This window comes from Comamonas sp. E6 (assembly GCF_001010305.1).
In the GTDB taxonomy this organism is placed as follows: domain Bacteria; phylum Pseudomonadota; class Gammaproteobacteria; order Burkholderiales; family Burkholderiaceae_C; genus Comamonas; species Comamonas thiooxydans.
The window spans coordinates 1-17,374 of the sequence record NZ_BBXH01000037.1 but is presented as its reverse complement, the minus strand read 5'-3'; the positions used below and the strand labels follow the sequence as shown (position 1 = coordinate 17,374).

At 60.0% G+C, this 17,374-nt stretch carries 25 protein-coding genes; 6 read left to right on the top strand and 19 right to left on the bottom strand.

All coding sequences use genetic code 11. The features are described 5' to 3' along the window. Positions 1-12 precede the first annotated feature (12 nt). Genes atpA through CSE6_RS24365 form a run of 6 tightly spaced genes read right to left on the bottom strand, consistent with a single transcriptional unit; the run spans position 13 to position 4,316 of the window. Positions 13-1,572, bottom strand: a complete 1,560-nt coding sequence (atpA, locus tag CSE6_RS24390; RefSeq protein WP_034359061.1) for a F0F1 ATP synthase subunit alpha — start codon at positions 1,570-1,572, stop codon at positions 13-15. Between the two features lie 45 nt (positions 1,573-1,617). Continuing rightward, positions 1,618-2,157 carry a F0F1 ATP synthase subunit delta gene (locus CSE6_RS24385; RefSeq protein ID WP_003065404.1) on the bottom strand — a complete coding sequence of 180 codons (540 nt, stop codon included), beginning with the start codon at positions 2,155-2,157 and terminating at the stop codon, positions 1,618-1,620. Between the two features lie 12 nt (positions 2,158-2,169). Next, positions 2,170-2,640, bottom strand: a complete 471-nt coding sequence (locus CSE6_RS24380; protein WP_003065405.1) for a F0F1 ATP synthase subunit B — start codon at positions 2,638-2,640, stop codon at positions 2,170-2,172. 35 nt (positions 2,641-2,675) lie between these two features. Then, the gene (gene atpE / locus CSE6_RS24375; protein ID WP_003059376.1) at positions 2,676-2,927 is read right to left on the bottom strand and encodes a F0F1 ATP synthase subunit C; all 252 of its coding nucleotides are present in this window, start codon (positions 2,925-2,927) and stop codon (positions 2,676-2,678) included. 46 nt (positions 2,928-2,973) lie between these two features. Next, the gene (atpB, locus tag CSE6_RS24370) at positions 2,974-3,837 is read right to left on the bottom strand and encodes a F0F1 ATP synthase subunit A (protein WP_003065408.1); all 864 of its coding nucleotides are present in this window, start codon (positions 3,835-3,837) and stop codon (positions 2,974-2,976) included. 14 nt (positions 3,838-3,851) lie between these two features. Then, a complete protein-coding gene (locus CSE6_RS24365) occupies positions 3,852-4,316 on the bottom strand; it encodes an ATP synthase subunit I (protein ID WP_003065409.1) in 465 nt (154 codons plus the stop codon). Positions 4,317-4,694: 378 nt separating this feature from the next. Here CSE6_RS24365 and CSE6_RS24360 point away from each other — a divergent pair, with 378 nt between their 5' ends. Genes CSE6_RS24360 through lipA form a run of 3 tightly spaced genes read left to right on the top strand, consistent with a single transcriptional unit; the run spans position 4,695 to position 6,737 of the window. After that, entirely contained in the window at positions 4,695-5,012 is a 318-nt protein-coding gene (locus tag CSE6_RS24360) for a YbeD family protein (RefSeq protein ID WP_003065410.1), read from the top strand. A 41-nt stretch (positions 5,013-5,053) separates the two neighbouring features. Next, on the top strand, positions 5,054-5,746 hold the full coding sequence (gene lipB / locus CSE6_RS24355) for a lipoyl(octanoyl) transferase LipB (RefSeq protein ID WP_059441704.1): 693 nt from the start codon (positions 5,054-5,056) through the stop codon (positions 5,744-5,746). A gap of 10 nt (positions 5,747-5,756) precedes the next feature. Continuing rightward, complete coding sequence (lipA, locus tag CSE6_RS24350) at positions 5,757-6,737, top strand: lipoyl synthase (RefSeq protein WP_003059385.1); 981 nt, start codon at positions 5,757-5,759, stop codon at positions 6,735-6,737. 490 nt (positions 6,738-7,227) lie between these two features. Here lipA and CSE6_RS24345 read toward each other — a convergent pair whose 3' ends face one another. The 5 genes from CSE6_RS24345 to CSE6_RS24325 form a co-directional block, all read right to left on the bottom strand. After that, the gene (locus tag CSE6_RS24345; RefSeq protein WP_059441703.1) at positions 7,228-8,277 is read right to left on the bottom strand and encodes a YwqG family protein; all 1,050 of its coding nucleotides are present in this window, start codon (positions 8,275-8,277) and stop codon (positions 7,228-7,230) included. Between the two features lie 42 nt (positions 8,278-8,319). Continuing rightward, positions 8,320-10,095 carry a phosphoenolpyruvate--protein phosphotransferase gene (gene ptsP, locus CSE6_RS24340; protein WP_059441702.1) on the bottom strand — a complete coding sequence of 592 codons (1,776 nt, stop codon included), beginning with the start codon at positions 10,093-10,095 and terminating at the stop codon, positions 8,320-8,322. 205 nt (positions 10,096-10,300) lie between these two features. Further along, entirely contained in the window at positions 10,301-10,570 is a 270-nt protein-coding gene (locus tag CSE6_RS24335) for an HPr family phosphocarrier protein (protein WP_034359051.1), read from the bottom strand. Then, positions 10,539-10,994 carry a PTS sugar transporter subunit IIA gene (locus tag CSE6_RS24330; RefSeq protein ID WP_034359049.1) on the bottom strand — a complete coding sequence of 152 codons (456 nt, stop codon included), beginning with the start codon at positions 10,992-10,994 and terminating at the stop codon, positions 10,539-10,541. Before CSE6_RS24330 ends, CSE6_RS24335 begins: the two co-directional genes overlap by 32 nt. Positions 10,995-11,090: 96 nt before the next feature. Further along, positions 11,091-11,654 (bottom strand): hypothetical protein, encoded by a 564-nt coding sequence (locus tag CSE6_RS24325; RefSeq protein WP_034381901.1) that lies wholly within the window; start codon positions 11,652-11,654, stop codon positions 11,091-11,093. A gap of 151 nt (positions 11,655-11,805) precedes the next feature. On the opposite strand from CSE6_RS24325, the gene CSE6_RS24320 reads away from it, so the two are divergent. Continuing rightward, entirely contained in the window at positions 11,806-12,318 is a 513-nt protein-coding gene (locus CSE6_RS24320; RefSeq protein ID WP_034359045.1) for a TlpA disulfide reductase family protein, read from the top strand. A gap of 200 nt (positions 12,319-12,518) precedes the next feature. On the opposite strand, the gene CSE6_RS24315 is transcribed toward CSE6_RS24320, so the two are convergent. Further along, positions 12,519-12,965 (bottom strand): cytochrome c, encoded by a 447-nt coding sequence (locus CSE6_RS24315; protein WP_034359043.1) that lies wholly within the window; start codon positions 12,963-12,965, stop codon positions 12,519-12,521. 120 nt (positions 12,966-13,085) lie between these two features. Here CSE6_RS24315 and CSE6_RS24310 point away from each other — a divergent pair, with 120 nt between their 5' ends. Together CSE6_RS24310 and CSE6_RS24305 are read left to right on the top strand one after the other, a co-directional pair. Beyond that, complete coding sequence (locus CSE6_RS24310; protein WP_080745943.1) at positions 13,086-13,820, top strand: cytochrome b/b6 domain-containing protein; 735 nt, start codon at positions 13,086-13,088, stop codon at positions 13,818-13,820. An 83-nt stretch (positions 13,821-13,903) separates the two neighbouring features. Then, positions 13,904-14,392 carry a GNAT family N-acetyltransferase gene (locus CSE6_RS24305; protein WP_034359042.1) on the top strand — a complete coding sequence of 163 codons (489 nt, stop codon included), beginning with the start codon at positions 13,904-13,906 and terminating at the stop codon, positions 14,390-14,392. Between the two features lie 113 nt (positions 14,393-14,505). On the opposite strand, the gene CSE6_RS24300 is transcribed toward CSE6_RS24305, so the two are convergent. From CSE6_RS24300 to CSE6_RS24270, 7 genes are all read right to left on the bottom strand, one after another. Beyond that, a complete protein-coding gene (locus CSE6_RS24300; protein ID WP_034359041.1) occupies positions 14,506-15,012 on the bottom strand; it encodes a peroxiredoxin in 507 nt (168 codons plus the stop codon). 116 nt (positions 15,013-15,128) lie between these two features. After that, complete coding sequence (gene rpsQ / locus CSE6_RS24295) at positions 15,129-15,398, bottom strand: 30S ribosomal protein S17 (RefSeq protein WP_003059401.1); 270 nt, start codon at positions 15,396-15,398, stop codon at positions 15,129-15,131. 9 nt (positions 15,399-15,407) lie between these two features. After that, complete coding sequence (gene rpmC / locus CSE6_RS24290; protein ID WP_003059403.1) at positions 15,408-15,605, bottom strand: 50S ribosomal protein L29; 198 nt, start codon at positions 15,603-15,605, stop codon at positions 15,408-15,410. Positions 15,606-15,615: 10 nt separating this feature from the next. Then, positions 15,616-16,032, bottom strand: a complete 417-nt coding sequence (gene rplP, locus CSE6_RS24285; protein ID WP_003059405.1) for a 50S ribosomal protein L16 — start codon at positions 16,030-16,032, stop codon at positions 15,616-15,618. Between the two features lie 2 nt (positions 16,033-16,034). Further along, positions 16,035-16,904: a 30S ribosomal protein S3 gene (gene rpsC, locus CSE6_RS24280; RefSeq protein WP_003059406.1), complete on the bottom strand. Its 870-nt coding sequence runs from the start codon at positions 16,902-16,904 to the stop codon at positions 16,035-16,037. A 16-nt stretch (positions 16,905-16,920) separates the two neighbouring features. Next, a complete protein-coding gene (gene rplV, locus CSE6_RS24275; protein ID WP_003059408.1) occupies positions 16,921-17,253 on the bottom strand; it encodes a 50S ribosomal protein L22 in 333 nt (110 codons plus the stop codon). A gap of 10 nt (positions 17,254-17,263) precedes the next feature. Next, positions 17,264-17,374, bottom strand: a 111-nt coding sequence (locus tag CSE6_RS24270) for a ribosomal protein S19 family protein (protein ID WP_193751173.1), incomplete at its 5' end; no start/stop codon positions are given.

Genomic DNA, 17,374 nt, shown 5'->3' with positions numbered 1-17,374 from the left:
TCCTCGCCGGTATTAAGCGAAGGACTTCTTGAATGCAGTAATGGCTGCAGTCAGTTCAGCTTCGTCCTTGCCTTCCTTGTCGAAAGCACGCTTTTCGTTCAGACGGTCGAGCAGAGCGCCGTGGCTGGTCTTCAGGAACTGGTGCAGACCAGATTCGAAGGGCAGCACTTGCTTGACTTCGATGTCGTCCATGAAGCCCTTGTTCACTGCGAACAGCGAAGAAGCCATCAGAGCGGTCGACAGAGGAGAGTACTGAGCCTGCTTGAGCAGTTCGGTCACGCGGGCACCGCGGTCCAGCTGCTTGCGGGTTGCATCGTCCAGGTCGGAAGCGAACTGCGCAAAGGCAGCCAGTTCACGGTACTGAGCCAGGTCGGTACGGATACCGCCGGACAGGCCCTTCACAACCTTGGTCTGAGCGGAACCACCCACGCGGGACACCGAAATACCGGCGTTGATAGCGGGACGGATACCGGCGTTAAACAGGCTGGTTTCCAGGAAGATCTGGCCGTCGGTAATCGAAATCACGTTCGTGGGAACGAAAGCGGACACGTCGCCAGCTTGTGTTTCGATGATAGGCAGAGCAGTCAGAGAACCGGTCTTGCCCTTGACTTCACCCTTGGTGAAGGCTTCGACGTAGTCGGCGTTCACGCGAGCGGCACGCTCCAGCAGACGGCTGTGGAGATAGAACACGTCGCCGGGGAAAGCTTCACGTCCGGGAGGACGGCGCAGCAGCAGCGAAACTTGACGGTAGGCCACGGCTTGCTTGGACAGGTCGTCATAAACGATCAGAGCGTCTTCGCCGCGGTCGCGGAAGTATTCGCCCATGGTGCAGCCAGCGTAGGCCGACACGTACTGCATGGCAGCAGATTCAGAGGCGGTGGCAGCCACGACGATGGTGTAGTCCATCGCGCCGGCTTGTTCCAGAGAGCGCACCACGTTCTTGATCGAAGAAGCCTTCTGACCAATAGCCACGTAGATACAGATAACGCCCTGGCCCTTCTGGTTGATGATGGCGTCGATAGCGACAGCCGTCTTACCAGTCTGACGGTCACCAATGATCAGTTCACGCTGACCACGGCCCACGGGAACCATGGAGTCGATGGACTTGATACCGGTCTGCAGGGGCTGATCCACGGATTGACGTGCGATCACGCCAGGAGCGACCTTCTCGATCACGTCCGTCATCTTGGCGTTGATGGGGCCCTTGCCGTCGATAGGCTGACCCAGGGCGTTCACCACGCGGCCGACCAGCTCGGGACCCACGGGCACTTCCAGGATACGGCCGGTGCACTTGACGGTGTTGCCTTCTGCGATGTGCTCGTAAGCACCCAGAATCACGGCGCCCACGGAGTCGCGCTCCAGGTTCAGAGCCAGACCGTAAGTGGGTTGACCGTCGGCGCCTGCTGGGAATTCCAGCATTTCGCCAGCCATCACGTCCGACAGGCCGTGCACGCGCACGATACCGTCAGTCACCGACACCACGGTGCCTTGGTTACGGACGTCAGTGCTAGCAGCCAGCCCTTCGATGCGGCTCTTGATCAGTTCAGAAATTTCTGCGGGATTGAGTTGCATGACTCTTTCCTTCTTTCTTGTGTGTTAGCCGAGACCTCAAGCGCATTACGCGGTGAGGGCCGCTTTCATTTGTTCCAGACGGGCCTTGACGGAGGTGTCCAGCACCTCGTCGCCCACCACGACGCGAACGCCACCGATCAGCGATTCATCGAGCTTCACGGTGAGATTCAGCTTGCGGCCAAAGCGCTTTTCCAGCGTGGCGCCAAGCTCGGCCAGCGCTGCATCCTCAATCGGGAAAGCGCTGTACACCACGGCATCCGAAGAGCCGCTCTTGCTGTTCACGAGGCTGCGGAACTGGGCTGCCACTTCAGGCAGCACGTCCAGACGGCCGTTTTCGAGGACCACACGCAGGAAGTTGCGTGCGGACTCGGGCAATGCCGACTTGGCCACACCCGTGATGAGATCGAACACTTGCGCGTCGCTCACGTTCGGGTTGTCGGCCAGTTGGCGCAATTGCGGATTGGCGGCAATCGCCGCCAATTCCTCCACCCAAGCGACAGTGCTGTTCAAGTCTGCAGCCTTGTCGGCGCAGGCTTTGAACAATGCTTCGGCGTAAGGGCGGGCAATGGTGGCGAGTTCTGCCATTTTTTGCTTTCCTTACAGCTCTGTCTTCAGGCGGTTCAGCAGATCAGCGTGGATACCGGCATTGACTTCCTTCTTCAGGATCTGCTCGGCACCCTTGACGGCCAGCGCTGCCACTTGCTCACGCAGGGCTTCACGGGCAGCAATGGCTTGCTGGTCAGCTTCAGCGCGGGCAGCAGCAACAATCTTGTTGCCTTCTTCTGTCGCGCGGGCCTTGGCTTCTTCAATGATGGCCTGGGCGCGGCGTTCGGCGTCCGCAAGCCGCGAAGCTGTTTCGTTGCGCGTCTGGGCCAATTCCTGTTCGACACGCTTGTTGACAGCGGTCAGTTCGGTCTTGGCCTTGTCGGCAGCAGCGAGGCCATCGGCGATTTTCTGGGCTCGCTCATCCAGTGCCTTCGCAATCGGGGGCCACACGAGTTTCATCGTGAACAGCACCAGGATCAGGAAAACAATGGCCTGAACGAACAGGGTCGCGTTGATACTCACGGCAACACCTTTCTATTTAGGGCGTTGATCGGAGCTTAGGCCACCAGTTGGAAGGGGTTGGCGAAAGCGAACAGCAGGGCGATAGCAACACCGATCAGGAAGGCGGCGTCGATCAGACCAGCCAAGATGAACATCTTGGTTTGCAGTTCGTTGATCAGCTCAGGCTGACGTGCCGAAGATTCCAGGAACTTGCCACCCATCAGGGCGATACCGATCGAAGCGCCGATAGCGCCCAGACCAACAATCAGACCACAAGCCAGAGCGACGAGACCGAGAACGTTTTCCATGATGACTCCTAGGGATTAAAGGAAAGAAAGGTTGAAGAGGGAAAGGTCAGTGAGCTTCATGTGCCTGGCCGAGGTAAATCAGCGTCAGCATCATGAAAATGAAGGCCTGCAGGGTAATCACCAGGATGTGGAAGATTGCCCAGATAGAGCCTGCAATGATGTGCCCCACGGGGAGCAACACACCAGAGAGCGACATAGCCGCCGCACCACCCATCAGGGCAATCAGCATGAACACCAACTCACCAGCGTACATGTTGCCGAACAGTCGCATGCCATGCGACACGGTCTTGGCAACGTATTCAATCACCTGCATCAGCAGGTTCACCACGCCCAGGATCAGGGCGAAGACGGGATTCTTGGAAGTGCCGAACGGTGCAGTCACCAGTTCATGCGCCCAGCCGCCCATGCCCTTGATCTTGACGCTGTAGAACAGGCACAGGACCAGCACGGCGAAGGACAGGCCCAGCGTGGTGGACAGGTCGGCGGTGGGCACGACACGCAGATAGGCGTGTTCGTCGGCGGTAGCGCCTTGCCACAGATAGGGCAGCAGATCCACGGGCAGCATGTCCATGGCGTTCATCAGGAAGATCCAGACGAAGACGGTCAGTGCCAGAGGAGCGATGAATTTGCGCGATTGGGCGTTGTGGATATTGGCCTTGGCCTGGTTGTCCACCATCTCGACCAGGATTTCCACGGCGGCCTGGAAGCGGCCGGGCACGCCGGAAGTCGCCTTGCGGGCAGCCAGCCAGAGCACGAAGATGCCGAGCAGACCCAGAACGCCAGCCACCACGATCGAGTCGTAGTTGATGACTGAGAAATCAATGACGGACTTCTGCTTGATGTTTTGCAGGTGTTGCAAGTGGTGAACGATGTATTCACTTGCAGTTGGGGCGTGCGCATCAGCGGCCATCGTCAACTCTCTTCTTAAGCTTCAGTTTTTCGGACACTGGATCGCACCAGCAGTGCAACCCAATACGTTTTCATCACAACAATCAAACCGGCCAGCAACGCCAGCCAACTGAGATCGGGAACCAGCTTTGGCGCAGCCGCCAGCATCGCGATGCACAGCACCAGCTTCACCAGTTCCCAACCGAAAATCCCCGCCATGGCCGCCCCGGCACCTCCCGGCCGTTGACGAACCACACCTCTTGCAAACAGCGCTGCGGGCAACACGACCGCCAGCGCTCCATACGCCGCCGACCAGCCTGCGGCTGCTCGCCCCGTCATCAACCACGACAGCAAAGCCACGATAACGCCGACCAGCGTCTGAACGATGACGATGCGCCAGACAGAAACCTGCGGAAAGCGCGAACGCCATGCAGAGGCTTCTTGTGCAGTCAGGGGCTTGAAGTCTTCGACTTCGTCCTCATCCTGAAAATCAGCGGGCATGTTTGTCATGTTTTCTTTCACACCGCTGACCAGGCAAGACTTTTTTACAAAGCCTCTGATTATAAGTAAAAACCCCCGTCGTTAGATAGGGGTTGATACTGTCATGCGCAAAACGTCTTTGACAAGACCTGAGGGTTGTCGCTGAGTGACAACATCTGCCACCCTCAGCTTTGGTGCGGCGCGAGTGTGCCCTAATTGAAATACCTGATTACCCTGAATTGTCTGCCGCCTACCAGGGGCTTTGCCGGTTGGCGGGCCTCGCCAAGCCATGGATTAGGCCCACGTGCGCAGGGCTGCCCGGCGTGGCGCACAATCTTTCCTACTCATTGACCGGCTGTTTCACCAACGGCAATTTTTCATTCCAGCCAAGGACTCTTCATGAGCGACACGCCCAACCCATCTGCCGCCAACGAGAACGGCCAGCAAGAAGACCCGCGCAAGGATTCGCTGATCGAGTATCCGAGCCAGTTCCCCATCAAGGTGATGGGCGTCAAGAATGAGCATCTGGTGCATGAAATCACCAAGATCGCCGAAAAATTCGACCCCAGCTTTGACGCCAGCACGGTGGAGCTGCGCCCCAGCTCTGGCGGCAACTACCTGGGCGTGACCATCACCATCACGGCCACCAGTCGCGAGCAACTGGACGACACCTACCGCGCACTGACCTCTCACCCCCTGGTGAAGGTCGTGCTGTGAGCCATAACCCGATTGCTTCCGCCTTGCAGCCCCCCGAAGCCATGGACCTGCGCTTTCTGGGGCGCACCGGCTATGAAGCAACCGTGGTCGCGATGCAGGAGTTCACGCGCACACGCAACTCGGCTACACGTGACGAAGTATGGATATGCGAGCACTCACCCCACTTCACTCAGGGGCTGGCCGGCAAAATTGAAAATGTTCTGAACCCCGGCGATATTCCCGTGGTGGCAACCAATCGCGGCGGCCAGGTGACCTATCACGGCCCCGGTCAGGTGGTGGCCTATCCGCTGCTGGATCTGCAGCGCATGGGCTACTTCGTCAAAGAGTATGTGTACCGGCTGGAAGATGCGGTGATCCGCACGCTGGATCATTTCGGCGTCACCGGCCACCGCGTGGCAGGCGCCCCCGGCATCTATGTGCGCCTGGACGATCCGCGCAGCCATGCCATGCTGGAGCAGCGTCCGCAACATCGCGAACCGGGCAGCCCGGCGCCCGAGCCGCATTTCGAGGGCCTGGGCAAGATTGCCGCCCTGGGTATCAAGGTCAGCCGCCACAGCACCTACCACGGAGTGGCCCTCAATGTCGATATGGATTTGGAACCTTATTTGCGAATCAACCCTTGCGGATACGCAGGGCTGAGAACGGTGGACCTTTCTACAATCGGCGTACAGACAACCTGGGACGAGGCCGCATCCGTGCTGGGCCGCCAGCTGAAGGCGCGTCTCTCACCCTGAAGGCAAGATCATGAGCACCAATGAAGTCGTGCGCGAAGCGCAGTCCGCCGAAAACTACAACCCGCTGGCCAAGCAGAAGGCTGCTGCCAAGCTGGCACGCATCCCCGTGAAGGTGGAGCAGGCCGAAGTCCTCAAAAAGCCGGAATGGATCCGCGTCAAGGCCGGCAGCCCCAGCACGCGCTTCTACGAGATCAAGGACATTCTGCGCAAGAACAATCTGCACACGGTCTGCGAGGAAGCCAGTTGCCCGAATATCGGCGAGTGCTTTGGCAAGGGCACGGCCACCTTCATGATCATGGGCGACAAGTGCACGCGCCGCTGCCCCTTCTGCGACGTGGGCCATGGCCGCCCCGATCCGCTGGACGTGAACGAGCCGCTGAATCTGGCTCGCACCATTGCCGCGCTGCGCCTGAAGTACGTGGTGATCACCAGCGTGGACCGCGACGACCTGCGCGACGGCGGCTCGGGCCACTTCGTGGAATGCATCAAGAACATCCGCGAGCTCTCGCCCGAGACGCAGATCGAGATCCTGGTGCCCGACTTCCGCGGCCGTGACGACCGCGCGCTGGAAATCCTCAAGTCGGCTCCGCCCGATGTGATGAACCACAACCTGGAAACCGCACCACGCCTGTACAAAGAGGCGCGCCCCGGCTCCGACTACCAGTTCAGCCTGAACCTGCTCAAGAAGTTCAAGGAGCTGCACCCCGATGTTCCGACCAAGAGCGGCATCATGGTGGGCCTGGGCGAGACGGACGAGGAAATCCTGCAGGTGATGCGCGATATGCGTGCCCACAACATCGACATGCTGACCATCGGCCAGTATCTGGCGCCCACCAACAGCCACCTGCCCGTGCGCCGTTATGTGCACCCCGACACCTTCAAGATGTTCGAGCAAGAGGCTTACAAGATGGGCTTCACCCACGCCGCCGTCGGCGCCATGGTGCGCTCCAGCTACCACGCCGACCAGCAGGCACATGCCGCAGGCGTCTGAGCACCGAAGACAGCACTCACAAAAGCAGCCCCTGTGGCTGCTTTTTTCATGCCCGGATGCAATGAGCAGTGCTGCACGCCCCAGTATTTTCCAAAAAAATAAAGCTCCTGAATAAGGAGCTTGATGCGCTTTTCTGGTAAAGCTTACATAGTCAATTCATAGCAGAATCGTTGCATATCATGCGCTAAAAGCTATGAATTTTGAATAAATTACTGTTTGCATCGAAAAAACGCCTGGCTAACCGGCAAACCGCTGGCTGGCAAAAACGACTGCAGGCTGAACAGGCCCGACGAGTCGCCCCACGATGAAACTGAGCAATGCAGCACTTGATACCCCACCAGAGTCCTGCGCTGCAAGCTGGGATGAATAGTAACATCAAATGAGAATCAATATCAATTAATTTTCGTTTCCCACAAAAAGAATTCTCCAAACACCTGTTTCGCAGCCATTTCGCAACCGTTGGCACCTGCAGCCACGGTGCAGGCGGGTTTCAGCAACACTGCAGCACCAACCGCGCCCGGTCAAAGCGACGTGCGCGCAGATCGTCGCGGCGCATCCACAGATAGAGCTGGCCTGCATCGCCCCAGCCCATGCCGCCTTTTTCATCGCTGCCGATCTGCAGCAGCAAAAGCCACTGCGTTGCGGTATCGCGTACGGCCCGCGTGGCCTCGTCCGCGTAGGCATCGCCATTACCGCAGTAATGCCCCGCTGCCACCAACGCGCATTCGGTCTGCATATCACCCTGGACAGGCGTGGGCCAGCCGCCGATGCGATGGCAACCGCTATCCTCTCCACCGCTGCTGGCAGCGTTTTGTGCGTCATCGAACCACCATTCGACAAAGCGGTCACGCTGCTCTTCGTCAAGCGCCAGGCCCTGCGAACCCCACTGAGCGCTCTCCAGAGGCAAGGCCGTGACGCAGGCATGCAGTTCGCAGGCCATAGGAGCGAGCTGGCAGTGATCGGGCAGCTCTAGCAGCGCCGGCGGCTGCGGGCGCCGCTCGAACTCGGCATCGCCCTCGGAGAAGATCAGCTTCAGCGCACAGGCATCGGCAGGATCGAAACCCCAGGGCTGCTCCATCAGGTCGTAAAAGACAGACAGCAGTCCAGACTCGGGGAAATCCGCATCCAGAGTCCCGGCGGAGCGAGCTTCGGCGAAGTTGATCTGCGCCACAAAGCTCAGCGGAAAAGTGCTTTCAAGCCTTGCGACGTGCTGCAAGGCCTCTTTGCGAAATAGCTGGACTTGCTCCGGCCTGGCCCATCGCCAACGGCTGTCGGGAGCAAGGCTGTCGTCGCGATGGGGCTTCACCCGCTGCTCATGGTCCGGATAGCGTCCTCGCTCGGGCCAGGCCACACCGGCTGGCAGGTCGGGACAGCCGCCAAGTTTGGTGCTTCCGGACGCAATCTCCGCTTCGTCCTCCACCGCAGTGGTCTGCAGCCACACGGCCGGCCTGGCTTGCGCAGCCAGTTGCTGCGCAAGCGCTGCATCTTCCAGCACCGGCTCGAGCGCACGGGCGATTTCCTGCGAATGTGCGTAATTCATCCATCCCTTTTCTGCCGGCCTCGAGGTCGTTCCCTGGGTTCTTCAAGGCGCCAGCATCTGCGCCGGGCATTCGCTGCCCAGCACCTCGCTGGCCCAGGGAGCAAGCTTGCTGGAGTCCGCACGCAGCACTTCCTGCTTGACGGCCAGAATCTGCGCGGGGTGCATGGAAAAACTGCGCAGCCCCAGGCCCAAAAGCAGCCGGGTCATGCTCAGATCACCGGCCATTTCGCCGCAAACGCTGACTTCCTTGCCTGCGGCATTGGCCGCTGCGATGACCTCCGCCACCAGGCGCAACACCGCCGGATGCATGGGGTCGTAGAGATGGGCCACGGTTTCGTCGGCACGATCGATGGCCAGCGTGTACTGGATCAGGTCGTTGGTGCCTATGGACAGAAAGTCGAAATATTGGAGAAAGCTGCGTACCGTCAGGGCGGCCGCCGGAATCTCGATCATGGCGCCCAGCTTGACCGGGCCATAGGCGACGCCGCGCACATCAAGCTCATGCTGCGCCTGGCGCAGCTGGGCCAGAGTCTGCTCGATCTCGCTGCGATGGGCCAGCATGGGAAACAGCAGCTTGATCTGACCGTGCGCTGCCGCGCGCAAGATGGCGCGCAACTGGGTGCGGAACATCACGGGGTCGGCAAGGCTCCAGCGTATGGCGCGCAGGCCCAGCGCGGGGTTGAGGTAGTAGTCCTTGGGCTGTGCCTTGTCCAGCGGCTTGTCGGCCCCCACATCCAGCGTGCGGATGGTGACCGGCATGCCTTGCATGCCGTCTATGGCCTCGCGATAGGCACGGTACTGCTCTTCCTCGCCGGGCAGATTGCCGCTGCGCCCCATGAACAGAAACTCGGTACGGAACAGCCCCACCCCGACTGCGCCAGCACGCACGGCAGCAGCCCCGTCGCTGGGCTGCTCGATATTGGCCAGCAACTCCACCTTCTGCCCATCCATGGTGAGGGACGGCGTGTAGCGCAGACGGGTCAGGCGCTCGCGCTCCAGTTCGGTCTGGCGCTGGCGAAAGCTGTACTCCGCCAGGATGATGGGTGTGGGGTCCACGATGACCACGCCCTCGTTGCCGTCGATGATGACCCAGTCATCCTGGCGAATCAGCTGGCTTGCGGCCCGCGCGCCAACCACGGCCGGAATGTCCATGCTGCGTGCGACGATGGCCGTGTGGCTGGTCTTGCCGCCCACGGCCGTGATGAAGCCCGCAAAGACCTTGCTCTTGAACTGCAGCATGTCCGCTGGCGACAGGTCTTGTGCCACCAGCACCAGCGGGGTTTCCGTGGTGACGTCGAGAGGCAGCTGCTGTCCATCGGTTGCAGGTGCAGCGCCCGTCGGAGACAACGGTGGAGCAACCTGCGCAAGCGGACTGGCCGCGCCCTTCATGTGGCGCAGAATGCGCTCCACTACCTGCTCCAGATCGGCCTTGCGCTCGCGCAGGTACTCGTCGTCCATCTCGTCGAACTGGCGCGAGACGATTTCCAGCTGCGTGGTCAGCGCCCATTCGGCGTTATACAGACGCTCCGAGATCCAGTTGCGGATGGCCTCGGCCAGTGCCTGGTCCTGCAGCAGCATCAGATGCACATCGAGCAGCGCATCAAGCTCGCCGGGCGCGTCCTTGGGCATTTCCTCCTGAAGCCGGCGCAGCTCATCAATCACCGCATTGCGTGCCGTGCGGGCACGCTGGATCTCCGACTCCACCTGATCGGGCCGGATGAAGTAGTGCACCACCTCCATGCGACTGGAGGCCACAACGACCGCGCGCCCGATGGCAACCCCCCGTGAGACGGCCAGGCCGTGGATGGCAAATGTCATGGCGAATGCCCTTTCGCGAATTTCGCGATTGCTTTTTGCTTGCTTCTTGCTCTTGTTTTTGCAGCAGTCAGCGCCAACTATCGCTGCACTACAGCATCAAAACCACTCTATTTCATTGACAGCAAGACCCTGCCTGCTATCAAAAGAGCTAACCGTCCAACTGCCACCTGCACGCGGTCAAGCCGCGGCACAGGCGAGGCAGCCTTTACTGGCCTTCGCCAAACTTGTCATTGATCAGGGCCACCAGCGCATCCGTGGCTTCCTGCTCCTGTGCGCCATCGGTTTCCAGCTCCAGCTCGGAGCCTATGCCCGCCGCCAGCATCATCACGCCCATGATGCTCTTGGCATTGACGCGGCGCTCGCCCTTGGTCAGCCAGACCTCGCAGGGGAAGCTGCCGGCGAGCTTGGTGAGCTTGGCCGATGCACGGGCATGCAGGCCCAATTTATTGCTGATGGTGATATTGGTCTTGATCATTGGAAGGTCGTGCGCTTTGATTTTGTCGGGAACTGCCGGCCACCTGCATCACCCCCTGGCTGCCGCCCACCATGGCCCGCGAAACCAGGGCATCCAGCGGCTCATGCCGATAGCCTATGGAGCGCAAAAGCATGGGCAGGTTCACGCCCGCCACCAGCCTGGCCTGCAACAGGCCCGTGAGACGCTGGGCCACATTGCATGGGGTGGCGCCAAACAGATCGGTCAGCACCAGGGTCGGTGCATCCAGACCGCCATGCGCCACCAGCATGGCCAGGGCGCGCTCCAGCGTGGCCTCGGGCGCCTCTTCGGAAGGCACGTCCAGGGCCAGCAAGTCGTCAGCGCTATCGGCAAACACATGCAGGGCGCATTCGCGCAATGCAGCGGCCAGAGGAGCGTGAGTGAGCAAAAGAATGCGCGTGGTCATGTAGTCACAGTTCTTGAAAGCAAATTATGGCCTGTTGCCGCCATCAACAAGGGCAATGAGGTGGATGAAGCACAAAGCTCATGATCTGGATGGGACTTATTGCAATTGCAGACCCGAAAAAAACATCTCGGCCTCGGCAGACCTGAGCTTGTCGGCATAGATCACTGCGTGATAGACCCTGGCGCCACTGCCCTCCAGGCGAGCAAACCACAGACCATGCCCCACCACTTTCTGCCCCCGGGGACCGAGCCCCTCGAAGGTCATGCGCAGGGACTGCGGCAGATTCAACGTGCCCTTGGGCACCCACAGGCCATCACCCCTGGCATCGAGCCTTGCGGCAGCACCGTCTGCCGACTTCAGCTGCGCCAGCACTGCCTGCTGCCAGAACGTCAGTGCCTCGGCAGCACGTGCAGGCTCGGCCACGGCGAAATGCGACACCGCATAGGTCGCGCCCTGGGCCTCGCAGCCCACGACCGACAGTTGTACCTGACCCAGCCCCAGCTCTATCGGCCGGGTGGCTGTCTGCACATCGCAGGGCAAGAGTGCTTGCAGCGGCGCATCCTTGAGCTGGGTGGTGCGCCAGTTCAGCGCCGGGCTGCAGGCGGCCAGCAGCGCGCAGCTGACCAGTAGCGTCGCAGCCCAGAGTCCGGTTTTCTTCATGGCCCATTATCGGCAGCGGCACGGGCCCGACCTGTCACACAAGCCTAGGGTTGACCCGTGGGTCAAGCAGTAAGAACTGAACTTTTAGCGGGTTTGACACACCAACCCACAGATCAGCAAGGTGCTGAAGATTTGTGCACAATCAAACTCTATGGCAAGCAAACATTGGATCGCAGGCATTGTGGCGGCCGCCGTCATCGGCGTCGGGGCCTGGGTGTATTCGGGTGCAGGGCAGACCGCGGCGCCGCAATCCACATTTGTGCTGCTGGACGGCAGCCAGAAAACCACGGCCGACCTCAAGGGCAAGGTGACGCTGGTGAACTTCTGGGCCACCAGCTGCACCACCTGCGTGGCAGAGATGCCCGAGATCATCAGCACCTACCAGAAGTACCAGGGCAAGGGCTTTGACACCCTGGCCGTGGCCATGAGCTACGACCCACCCAGCTATGTCGTGAACTTTGTTGAATCGCGCAAGCTGCCCTTCCAGGTCGCGCTGGACAACACCGGCAGCGTGGCCAAGGCCTGGGGCGATGTGCAACTCACACCCACCACCTTCATCGTCAACAAGCGCGGCGAGATCGTGAAAAGCTATATCGGCGCGCCTGACTTTGAGCAACTGCACAAGCTGATCGAGAAGCTGCTGGCAGAACCAGCTGCAGCTTGATTAAAAGCCATAGCTTACAGCGCTTGATAGCAGGCAACTTCAATATCAAAAGTGCCTAAAACATAGAAACAGCAAGCGACAGCAGCTCACAAAAAAACCGACCAATGGTCGGTTTTTTCATGCCTGGAGCATCGAGCAAGGGCCGCTCCGCAGCGAAGATGCTGTCCCCCTGGGGGGAAGCCGCGCAGCGGCTCAGGGGGCTACTTATTCCGGAAGCTGTCGTGGCAGCTCTTGCAACTATTGGCGGCCGGGCCGAAAGCCGTCTTGAGATTGTCCAGATTGCCGGTCTTGGCGGCAGCATTGAGCTTGACGACTTCTGCTTCCATCTTGCCCGACAGATCATGGAACTTGGCCTGCTCCTTCCACACCTCAGGCTTGGCCTTGCCGCCTTCGGTGCCGGCGCCGAAGCCGGCCCAGGGCAGCTTGGACATGAAGGCCACAATTTCCGCACTTTCCTGCGCGCTCTTGGCATCGAAGGGCATCTTGCCATTCGCCATGGCGCCCAGACGGCTGAAATGCGTGCCCAGCACGCTCAAGGCGCTCTGGCGGTATTTGATGGCATCTTCAGCCTTGGCGAACTGTGCCGAGGCAGGCAGGGCCACGGTGGCAACCACAGCAGCGAATGCCAGAGTGGAAAAAGCTTTCATCGGGGTATCCTTTCTTGGTTCTACAGCCTGCCGCAGGCGGCTGCCTGTCCAGTATGGCAGAGGAACATGAAAGCACGCACTGCCCCTTCCGGGCTTGGCTTTCGACGCCATGCAGGCACAATGCCGGTGTCGATTCGCGATGAACAAGCCATGACAAACCCTATTCGACCTGCCGCAGCAGGGCCACACAAGGTACGCATCTGGGATCTGCCCACCCGGCTGTTTCACTGGCTGCTGGCAATCTGCATCGTGGCCCTGGTGGTCACCGCCAAGATGGGCGGCAATGCCATGAACTGGCATCTGCTGCTGGGACAGGTCGTGCTGGCCTTGCTGATCTTTCGCATTCTCTGGGGCCTGGTCGGCGGGTACTGGTCGCGCTTTGGCAGCTTCATCCCTTCTGCGGCGGCCATGAGGCGTTATCTCAGTGGCGCGTCGACCACGCAGGACCGCGCAGGCCACAACCCGCTGGGCTCACTGTCGGTCATCGCGATGCTAATCGTTCTGATAGCGCAGATAGCAAGCGGGCTGATGAGCGATGATGAAATTGCCTTCAGCGGACCGTTGACGCGTTTTGTGTCCGGCGAGCTGATCTCCAAGGCCACCGACTACCACGCCCACTGGGGCCAGTACCTGATTTACGCACTGGTCGCACTGCATCTGCTGGCCCTCATCGGCTACAGCCTCAAGGGCGACAAACTGGTCCCGGCCATGGTCACGGGCGACAAATTGCTGGAGGAACCCGTTGCTGCGAGCCGCGACACCGCCAGCACCCGGGTTCTGGCCGCACTGCTGGCCGTGGTGGCAAGCGCTCTCTCCTGGTGGGTCCATCAACTGGGCCAGAGCGCTGCTTTCTGAGTTCTGACGCTGCAGGCAGCTGCTTTAACCATGTAAAGCACTTGCCGCTACACTGGGCCTTCTTTCATCATTGCCTAGTTGCCGTGGACAAGCCTGCCGTGGACTTGCTGACGCCCAGCCTGGAGGAAATGGGTGCTGTGCGCCAGATCTTTCAGGAGTATGCGGACAGCCTGAACATCGACCTGGAATTTCAAGGATTCGAATCCGAACTCGCCGCCCTCCCTGGCGAATATGCTGCGCCTCGTGGACAGATTCTGCTGGCTCGCGTGGATGGCAGCATTGCGGGCTGCTGCGCACTGCGCCCTCTGGACGACTCGGACTACCCCAATGCCGCCGAGATGAAACGCCTGTTCGTGCGCAAGGCTTTTCGTGGCTTCGGCCTGGGGCGTCAACTGGCCGAAGCAATGCTCGACATTGCCCGCCAGGCTGGCTATGACCATGTGCTGCTCGACACCCTGGACGACATGGAGTCTGCCCGCGCACTGTATGTGGACCTGGGCTTCGAGCCCATCGAACCCTACTATCACAACCCGCTTCCAGGCGCGCACTACCTCAAGGCGAATCTGTTCTGAGCCTCTGATGCAAAAAAGGCATTGCCAGTTTGGCAATGCCTTTTTTCTGTGGTGCCAAGCCGCCTTGCGGCGAGAGCGTCATTCCCGCGCCCAGCAACTCAGGGCTTCAGCCATCAAGCCTTGGCTTGAGCCAGCATGGTGCCGGCATCGCTGACTTCAAACTTGCCGGGAGCTTCCACGTTCAGGGTCGCAACCTTGCCGTCCTTGACCAGCATGGAGAAGCGGTTGGCGCGCAGGCCCAGGCCCTTGCCGTTCAGGTCCAGCGTCAGGCCGGTCGCCTTGGCGAATGCCGCATCGCCGTCGGCAATCATGCGCACCTTGCCAGCCACCTTCTGATCGCGGCCCCAGGCGCCCATCACGAAAGCATCGTTCACGGCCAGGCACCAGATTTCGTCCACGCCGGCAGCCTTGAGCTCTTCGGCCTTGGCCACATAGCCTGGCAGGTGCTTTTCGGAGCAGGTGGGCGTGAATGCGCCGGGCACGGCAAACACGGCAATAGTCTTGCCGGCCAGAGCCTCGGGCAGCTTCACGGGGTTGGGACCAAGGCTGCAGCCATTGCCTTCCACTTCCACATATTCCATCAAGGTCACTGCGGGCAGGGTATCACCAACTTTAATCATGACTATCTCCTTTGTTGCAAAGCACGGACCGCATTCTTGGCGGCCCAAATAAAAAAACGACCCACAGCATTGTGGGTCGTTTTCAAGGGCTTTGCAGCCGGCGGGCCTGGTTAGGCTTACACCAGAGCAGCCTTTTGAACCAAGCGGGTAGCAACCCAGTTCTTGGTCTTGGAGAGAGGACGGCTCTCGGTGATTTCAACCACGTCACCCAGCTTGTACTCACCTTGCTCGTCGTGAGCGTGGTACTTGCTCGACTTGATCATGATCTTGTCGTAGATGGGGTGCTTGACGCGGCGTTCCACCAGAACGGTCACAGTCTTGGCACGCTTGTCGCTGACCACCTTGCCAATCAAGGTGCGCTTGAGGGATGTTTTAGCTTCCGTCATGTCGGCTCCTTACTTGGCGGCTTGCTTTTCAGCAAGGATGGTCTTGGCACGAGCGATGTCACGGCGTGTAGCCTTGATGGTCGCAGTGTTGCCCAGTTGTTGCGTGGCCTTTTGCATGCGCAGACCGAAGTGAGCCTTTTGCAGGGACTTCACTTCAGCTTCCAGACCAGCCACGTCTTTTTGGCGGAGTTCAGCAGATTTCGTCATGTTGATCTCCTTAAGCACCAATGTGACGGGACACGAAGGTCGTGCGCAGAGGCAGCTTTGCAGCAGCCAGGCGGAACGCTTCACGGGCCAGCTCTTCAGGCACACCCACGATTTCGTAGATCACCTTGCCGGGCTGGATTTCGGCCACGTAGTACTCGGGGTTGCCCTTACCGTTACCCATACGCACTTCGGCGGGCTTGGTAGAGATGGGCTTGTCCGGGAACACGCGGATCCAGATACGACCACCACGCTTGACGTGACGGGAAATTGCACGACGTGCAGCTTCGATCTGGCGTGCGGTCAGACGACCACGGTCAGTAGACTTCAAACCGAAATCGCCGAAGGCAACGGAGTTGCCACGGGTAGCGATGCCGGTGTTGCGGCCTTTTTGTTCCTTACGGAACTTGCGGCGTGCAGGTTGCAGCATGTTTATTCTCCTTTACCGTCCGCTGCTGTAGCGGGCGCGTCGGCCTTACGAACGCGCTTAACGGAATCAGCACCAGCGCCAGCAGGCTTGTCGCTGCCATCGGCAGGAGCGGCATTGGTGCCTGCGGGACGACGGCCACCACGGCCAGCGCCATCACGGCCATCACGGCGACCGTCACGACGGGGACCACGAGGACGACGCTCGTCTTCAGGACGGGGCGTTTCCACGGCGGGCAGATCGTTGCGGCCCAGGGTGTCACCCTTGTAGACCCAGACCTTCACGCCGATGATGCCGTAAGTCGTCTTGGCTTCGGAGAAGCCGTAGTCGATGTCGGCACGCAGAGTGTGCAGAGGCACGCGGCCTTCGCGGTACCACTCGGTACGAGCGATTTCGATACCGTTCAGACGACCGGAAGACATGATCTTGATGCCTTGAGCACCCAGACGCATGGCGTTCTGCATGGCACGCTTCATGGCGCGGCGGAACATGATGCGCTTTTCCAGCTGTTGGCAGATGGAGTCAGCGATCAGCTTGGCATCGATTTCAGGCTTGCGCACTTCTTCGATGTTCACAGCCACGGGCACGCCCAGGCGAGCAGCGAGTTCCTTCTTCAGGGCTTCGATGTCTTCACCCTTCTTGCCGATCACCACGCCCGGACGAGCCGAGAAAATGGTGATGCGGGCGTTCTTGGCAGGACGCTCGATCAGAACGCGAGCCACGGCGGCGTTCTTCAGCTTGGCCTTCAGGTACTCGCGCACCTTGATGTCTTCGGCCAGCATGCCGGCGAAGTCACGGTTGCTAGCGTACCAGCGGCTTGCCCAGTTGCGGCTCACCGCCAGACGGAAGCCGGTAGGATGGATTTTCTGTCCCATATTCTTCCTTAAGGCCTCAGTTACCCACTGTCACGTAGATGTGGCAGGTAGGCTTGCTGATGCGGTTGCCGCGGCCCTTGGCGCGAGCAGTGAAACGCTTGAGCGTAGTGCCTTGCTCGACGTAGATGGTCTTGACCTTCAGTTCGTCGATATCGGCGCCGTCGTTGTGCTCAGCGTTGGCGATAGCGGATTCCAGAACCTTCTTCACGATCACAGCAGCTTTTTTCTGTGTGAACTGGAGAATGTTCAGAGCTTGATCCACCTTCTTGCCGCGGATCAGATCCGCGACCAGGCGACCCTTGTCAACAGACAGGCGGACGCCACGGAGAACAGCACGTGTTTCAGACATGTTCTATTCCTTACTTCTTGGCTTTCTTGTCCGCAGGGTGACCCTTGAAGGTACGAGTCAGCGCGAATTCACCCAGCTTGTGGCCAACCATCTGGTCAGTCACATAAACCGGCACGTGTTG

Bases quoted from the DNA above. Each gene is read 5' to 3' on its own strand.
- rpmC (WP_003059403.1), bottom strand. From the start codon at position 15,605: ATGACGAAATCTGCTGAACTCCGCCAAAAAGACGTGGCTGGTCTGGAA.
- CSE6_RS24365 (WP_003065409.1), bottom strand. From the start codon at position 4,316: ATGCCCGCTGATTTTCAGGATGAGGACGAAGTCGAAGACTTCAAGCCC.
- rpsQ (WP_003059401.1), bottom strand. From the start codon at position 15,398: ATGACGGAAGCTAAAACATCCCTCAAGCGCACCTTGATTGGCAAGGTG.
- CSE6_RS24310 (WP_080745943.1), top strand. From the start codon at position 13,086: ATGCCGGTGTCGATTCGCGATGAACAAGCCATGACAAACCCTATTCGA.
- CSE6_RS24385 (WP_003065404.1), bottom strand. From the start codon at position 2,157: ATGGCAGAACTCGCCACCATTGCCCGCCCTTACGCCGAAGCATTGTTC.
- CSE6_RS24335 (WP_034359051.1), bottom strand. From the start codon at position 10,570: ATGATCAAGACCAATATCACCATCAGCAATAAATTGGGCCTGCATGCC.
- CSE6_RS24320 (WP_034359045.1), top strand. From the start codon at position 11,806: ATGGCAAGCAAACATTGGATCGCAGGCATTGTGGCGGCCGCCGTCATC.
- lipB (WP_059441704.1), top strand. From the start codon at position 5,054: ATGGACCTGCGCTTTCTGGGGCGCACCGGCTATGAAGCAACCGTGGTC.
- CSE6_RS24360 (WP_003065410.1), top strand. From the start codon at position 4,695: ATGAGCGACACGCCCAACCCATCTGCCGCCAACGAGAACGGCCAGCAA.
- atpB (WP_003065408.1), bottom strand. From the start codon at position 3,837: ATGGCCGCTGATGCGCACGCCCCAACTGCAAGTGAATACATCGTTCAC.
- CSE6_RS24330 (WP_034359049.1), bottom strand. From the start codon at position 10,994: ATGACCACGCGCATTCTTTTGCTCACTCACGCTCCTCTGGCCGCTGCA.
- rplV (WP_003059408.1), bottom strand. From the start codon at position 17,253: ATGTCTGAAACACGTGCTGTTCTCCGTGGCGTCCGCCTGTCTGTTGAC.
- CSE6_RS24300 (WP_034359041.1), bottom strand. From the start codon at position 15,012: ATGATTAAAGTTGGTGATACCCTGCCCGCAGTGACCTTGATGGAATAT.
- CSE6_RS24315 (WP_034359043.1), bottom strand. From the start codon at position 12,965: ATGAAAGCTTTTTCCACTCTGGCATTCGCTGCTGTGGTTGCCACCGTG.
- rplP (WP_003059405.1), bottom strand. From the start codon at position 16,032: ATGCTGCAACCTGCACGCCGCAAGTTCCGTAAGGAACAAAAAGGCCGC.
- atpE (WP_003059376.1), bottom strand. From the start codon at position 2,927: ATGGAAAACGTTCTCGGTCTCGTCGCTCTGGCTTGTGGTCTGATTGTT.
- ptsP (WP_059441702.1), bottom strand. From the start codon at position 10,095: ATGACATTTGCCATCCACGGCCTGGCCGTCTCACGGGGGGTTGCCATC.
- atpA (WP_034359061.1), bottom strand. From the start codon at position 1,572: ATGCAACTCAATCCCGCAGAAATTTCTGAACTGATCAAGAGCCGCATC.
- rpsC (WP_003059406.1), bottom strand. From the start codon at position 16,904: ATGGGACAGAAAATCCATCCTACCGGCTTCCGTCTGGCGGTGAGCCGC.
- lipA (WP_003059385.1), top strand. From the start codon at position 5,757: ATGAGCACCAATGAAGTCGTGCGCGAAGCGCAGTCCGCCGAAAACTAC.
- CSE6_RS24345 (WP_059441703.1), bottom strand. From the start codon at position 8,277: ATGAATTACGCACATTCGCAGGAAATCGCCCGTGCGCTCGAGCCGGTG.
- CSE6_RS24325 (WP_034381901.1), bottom strand. From the start codon at position 11,654: ATGAAGAAAACCGGACTCTGGGCTGCGACGCTACTGGTCAGCTGCGCG.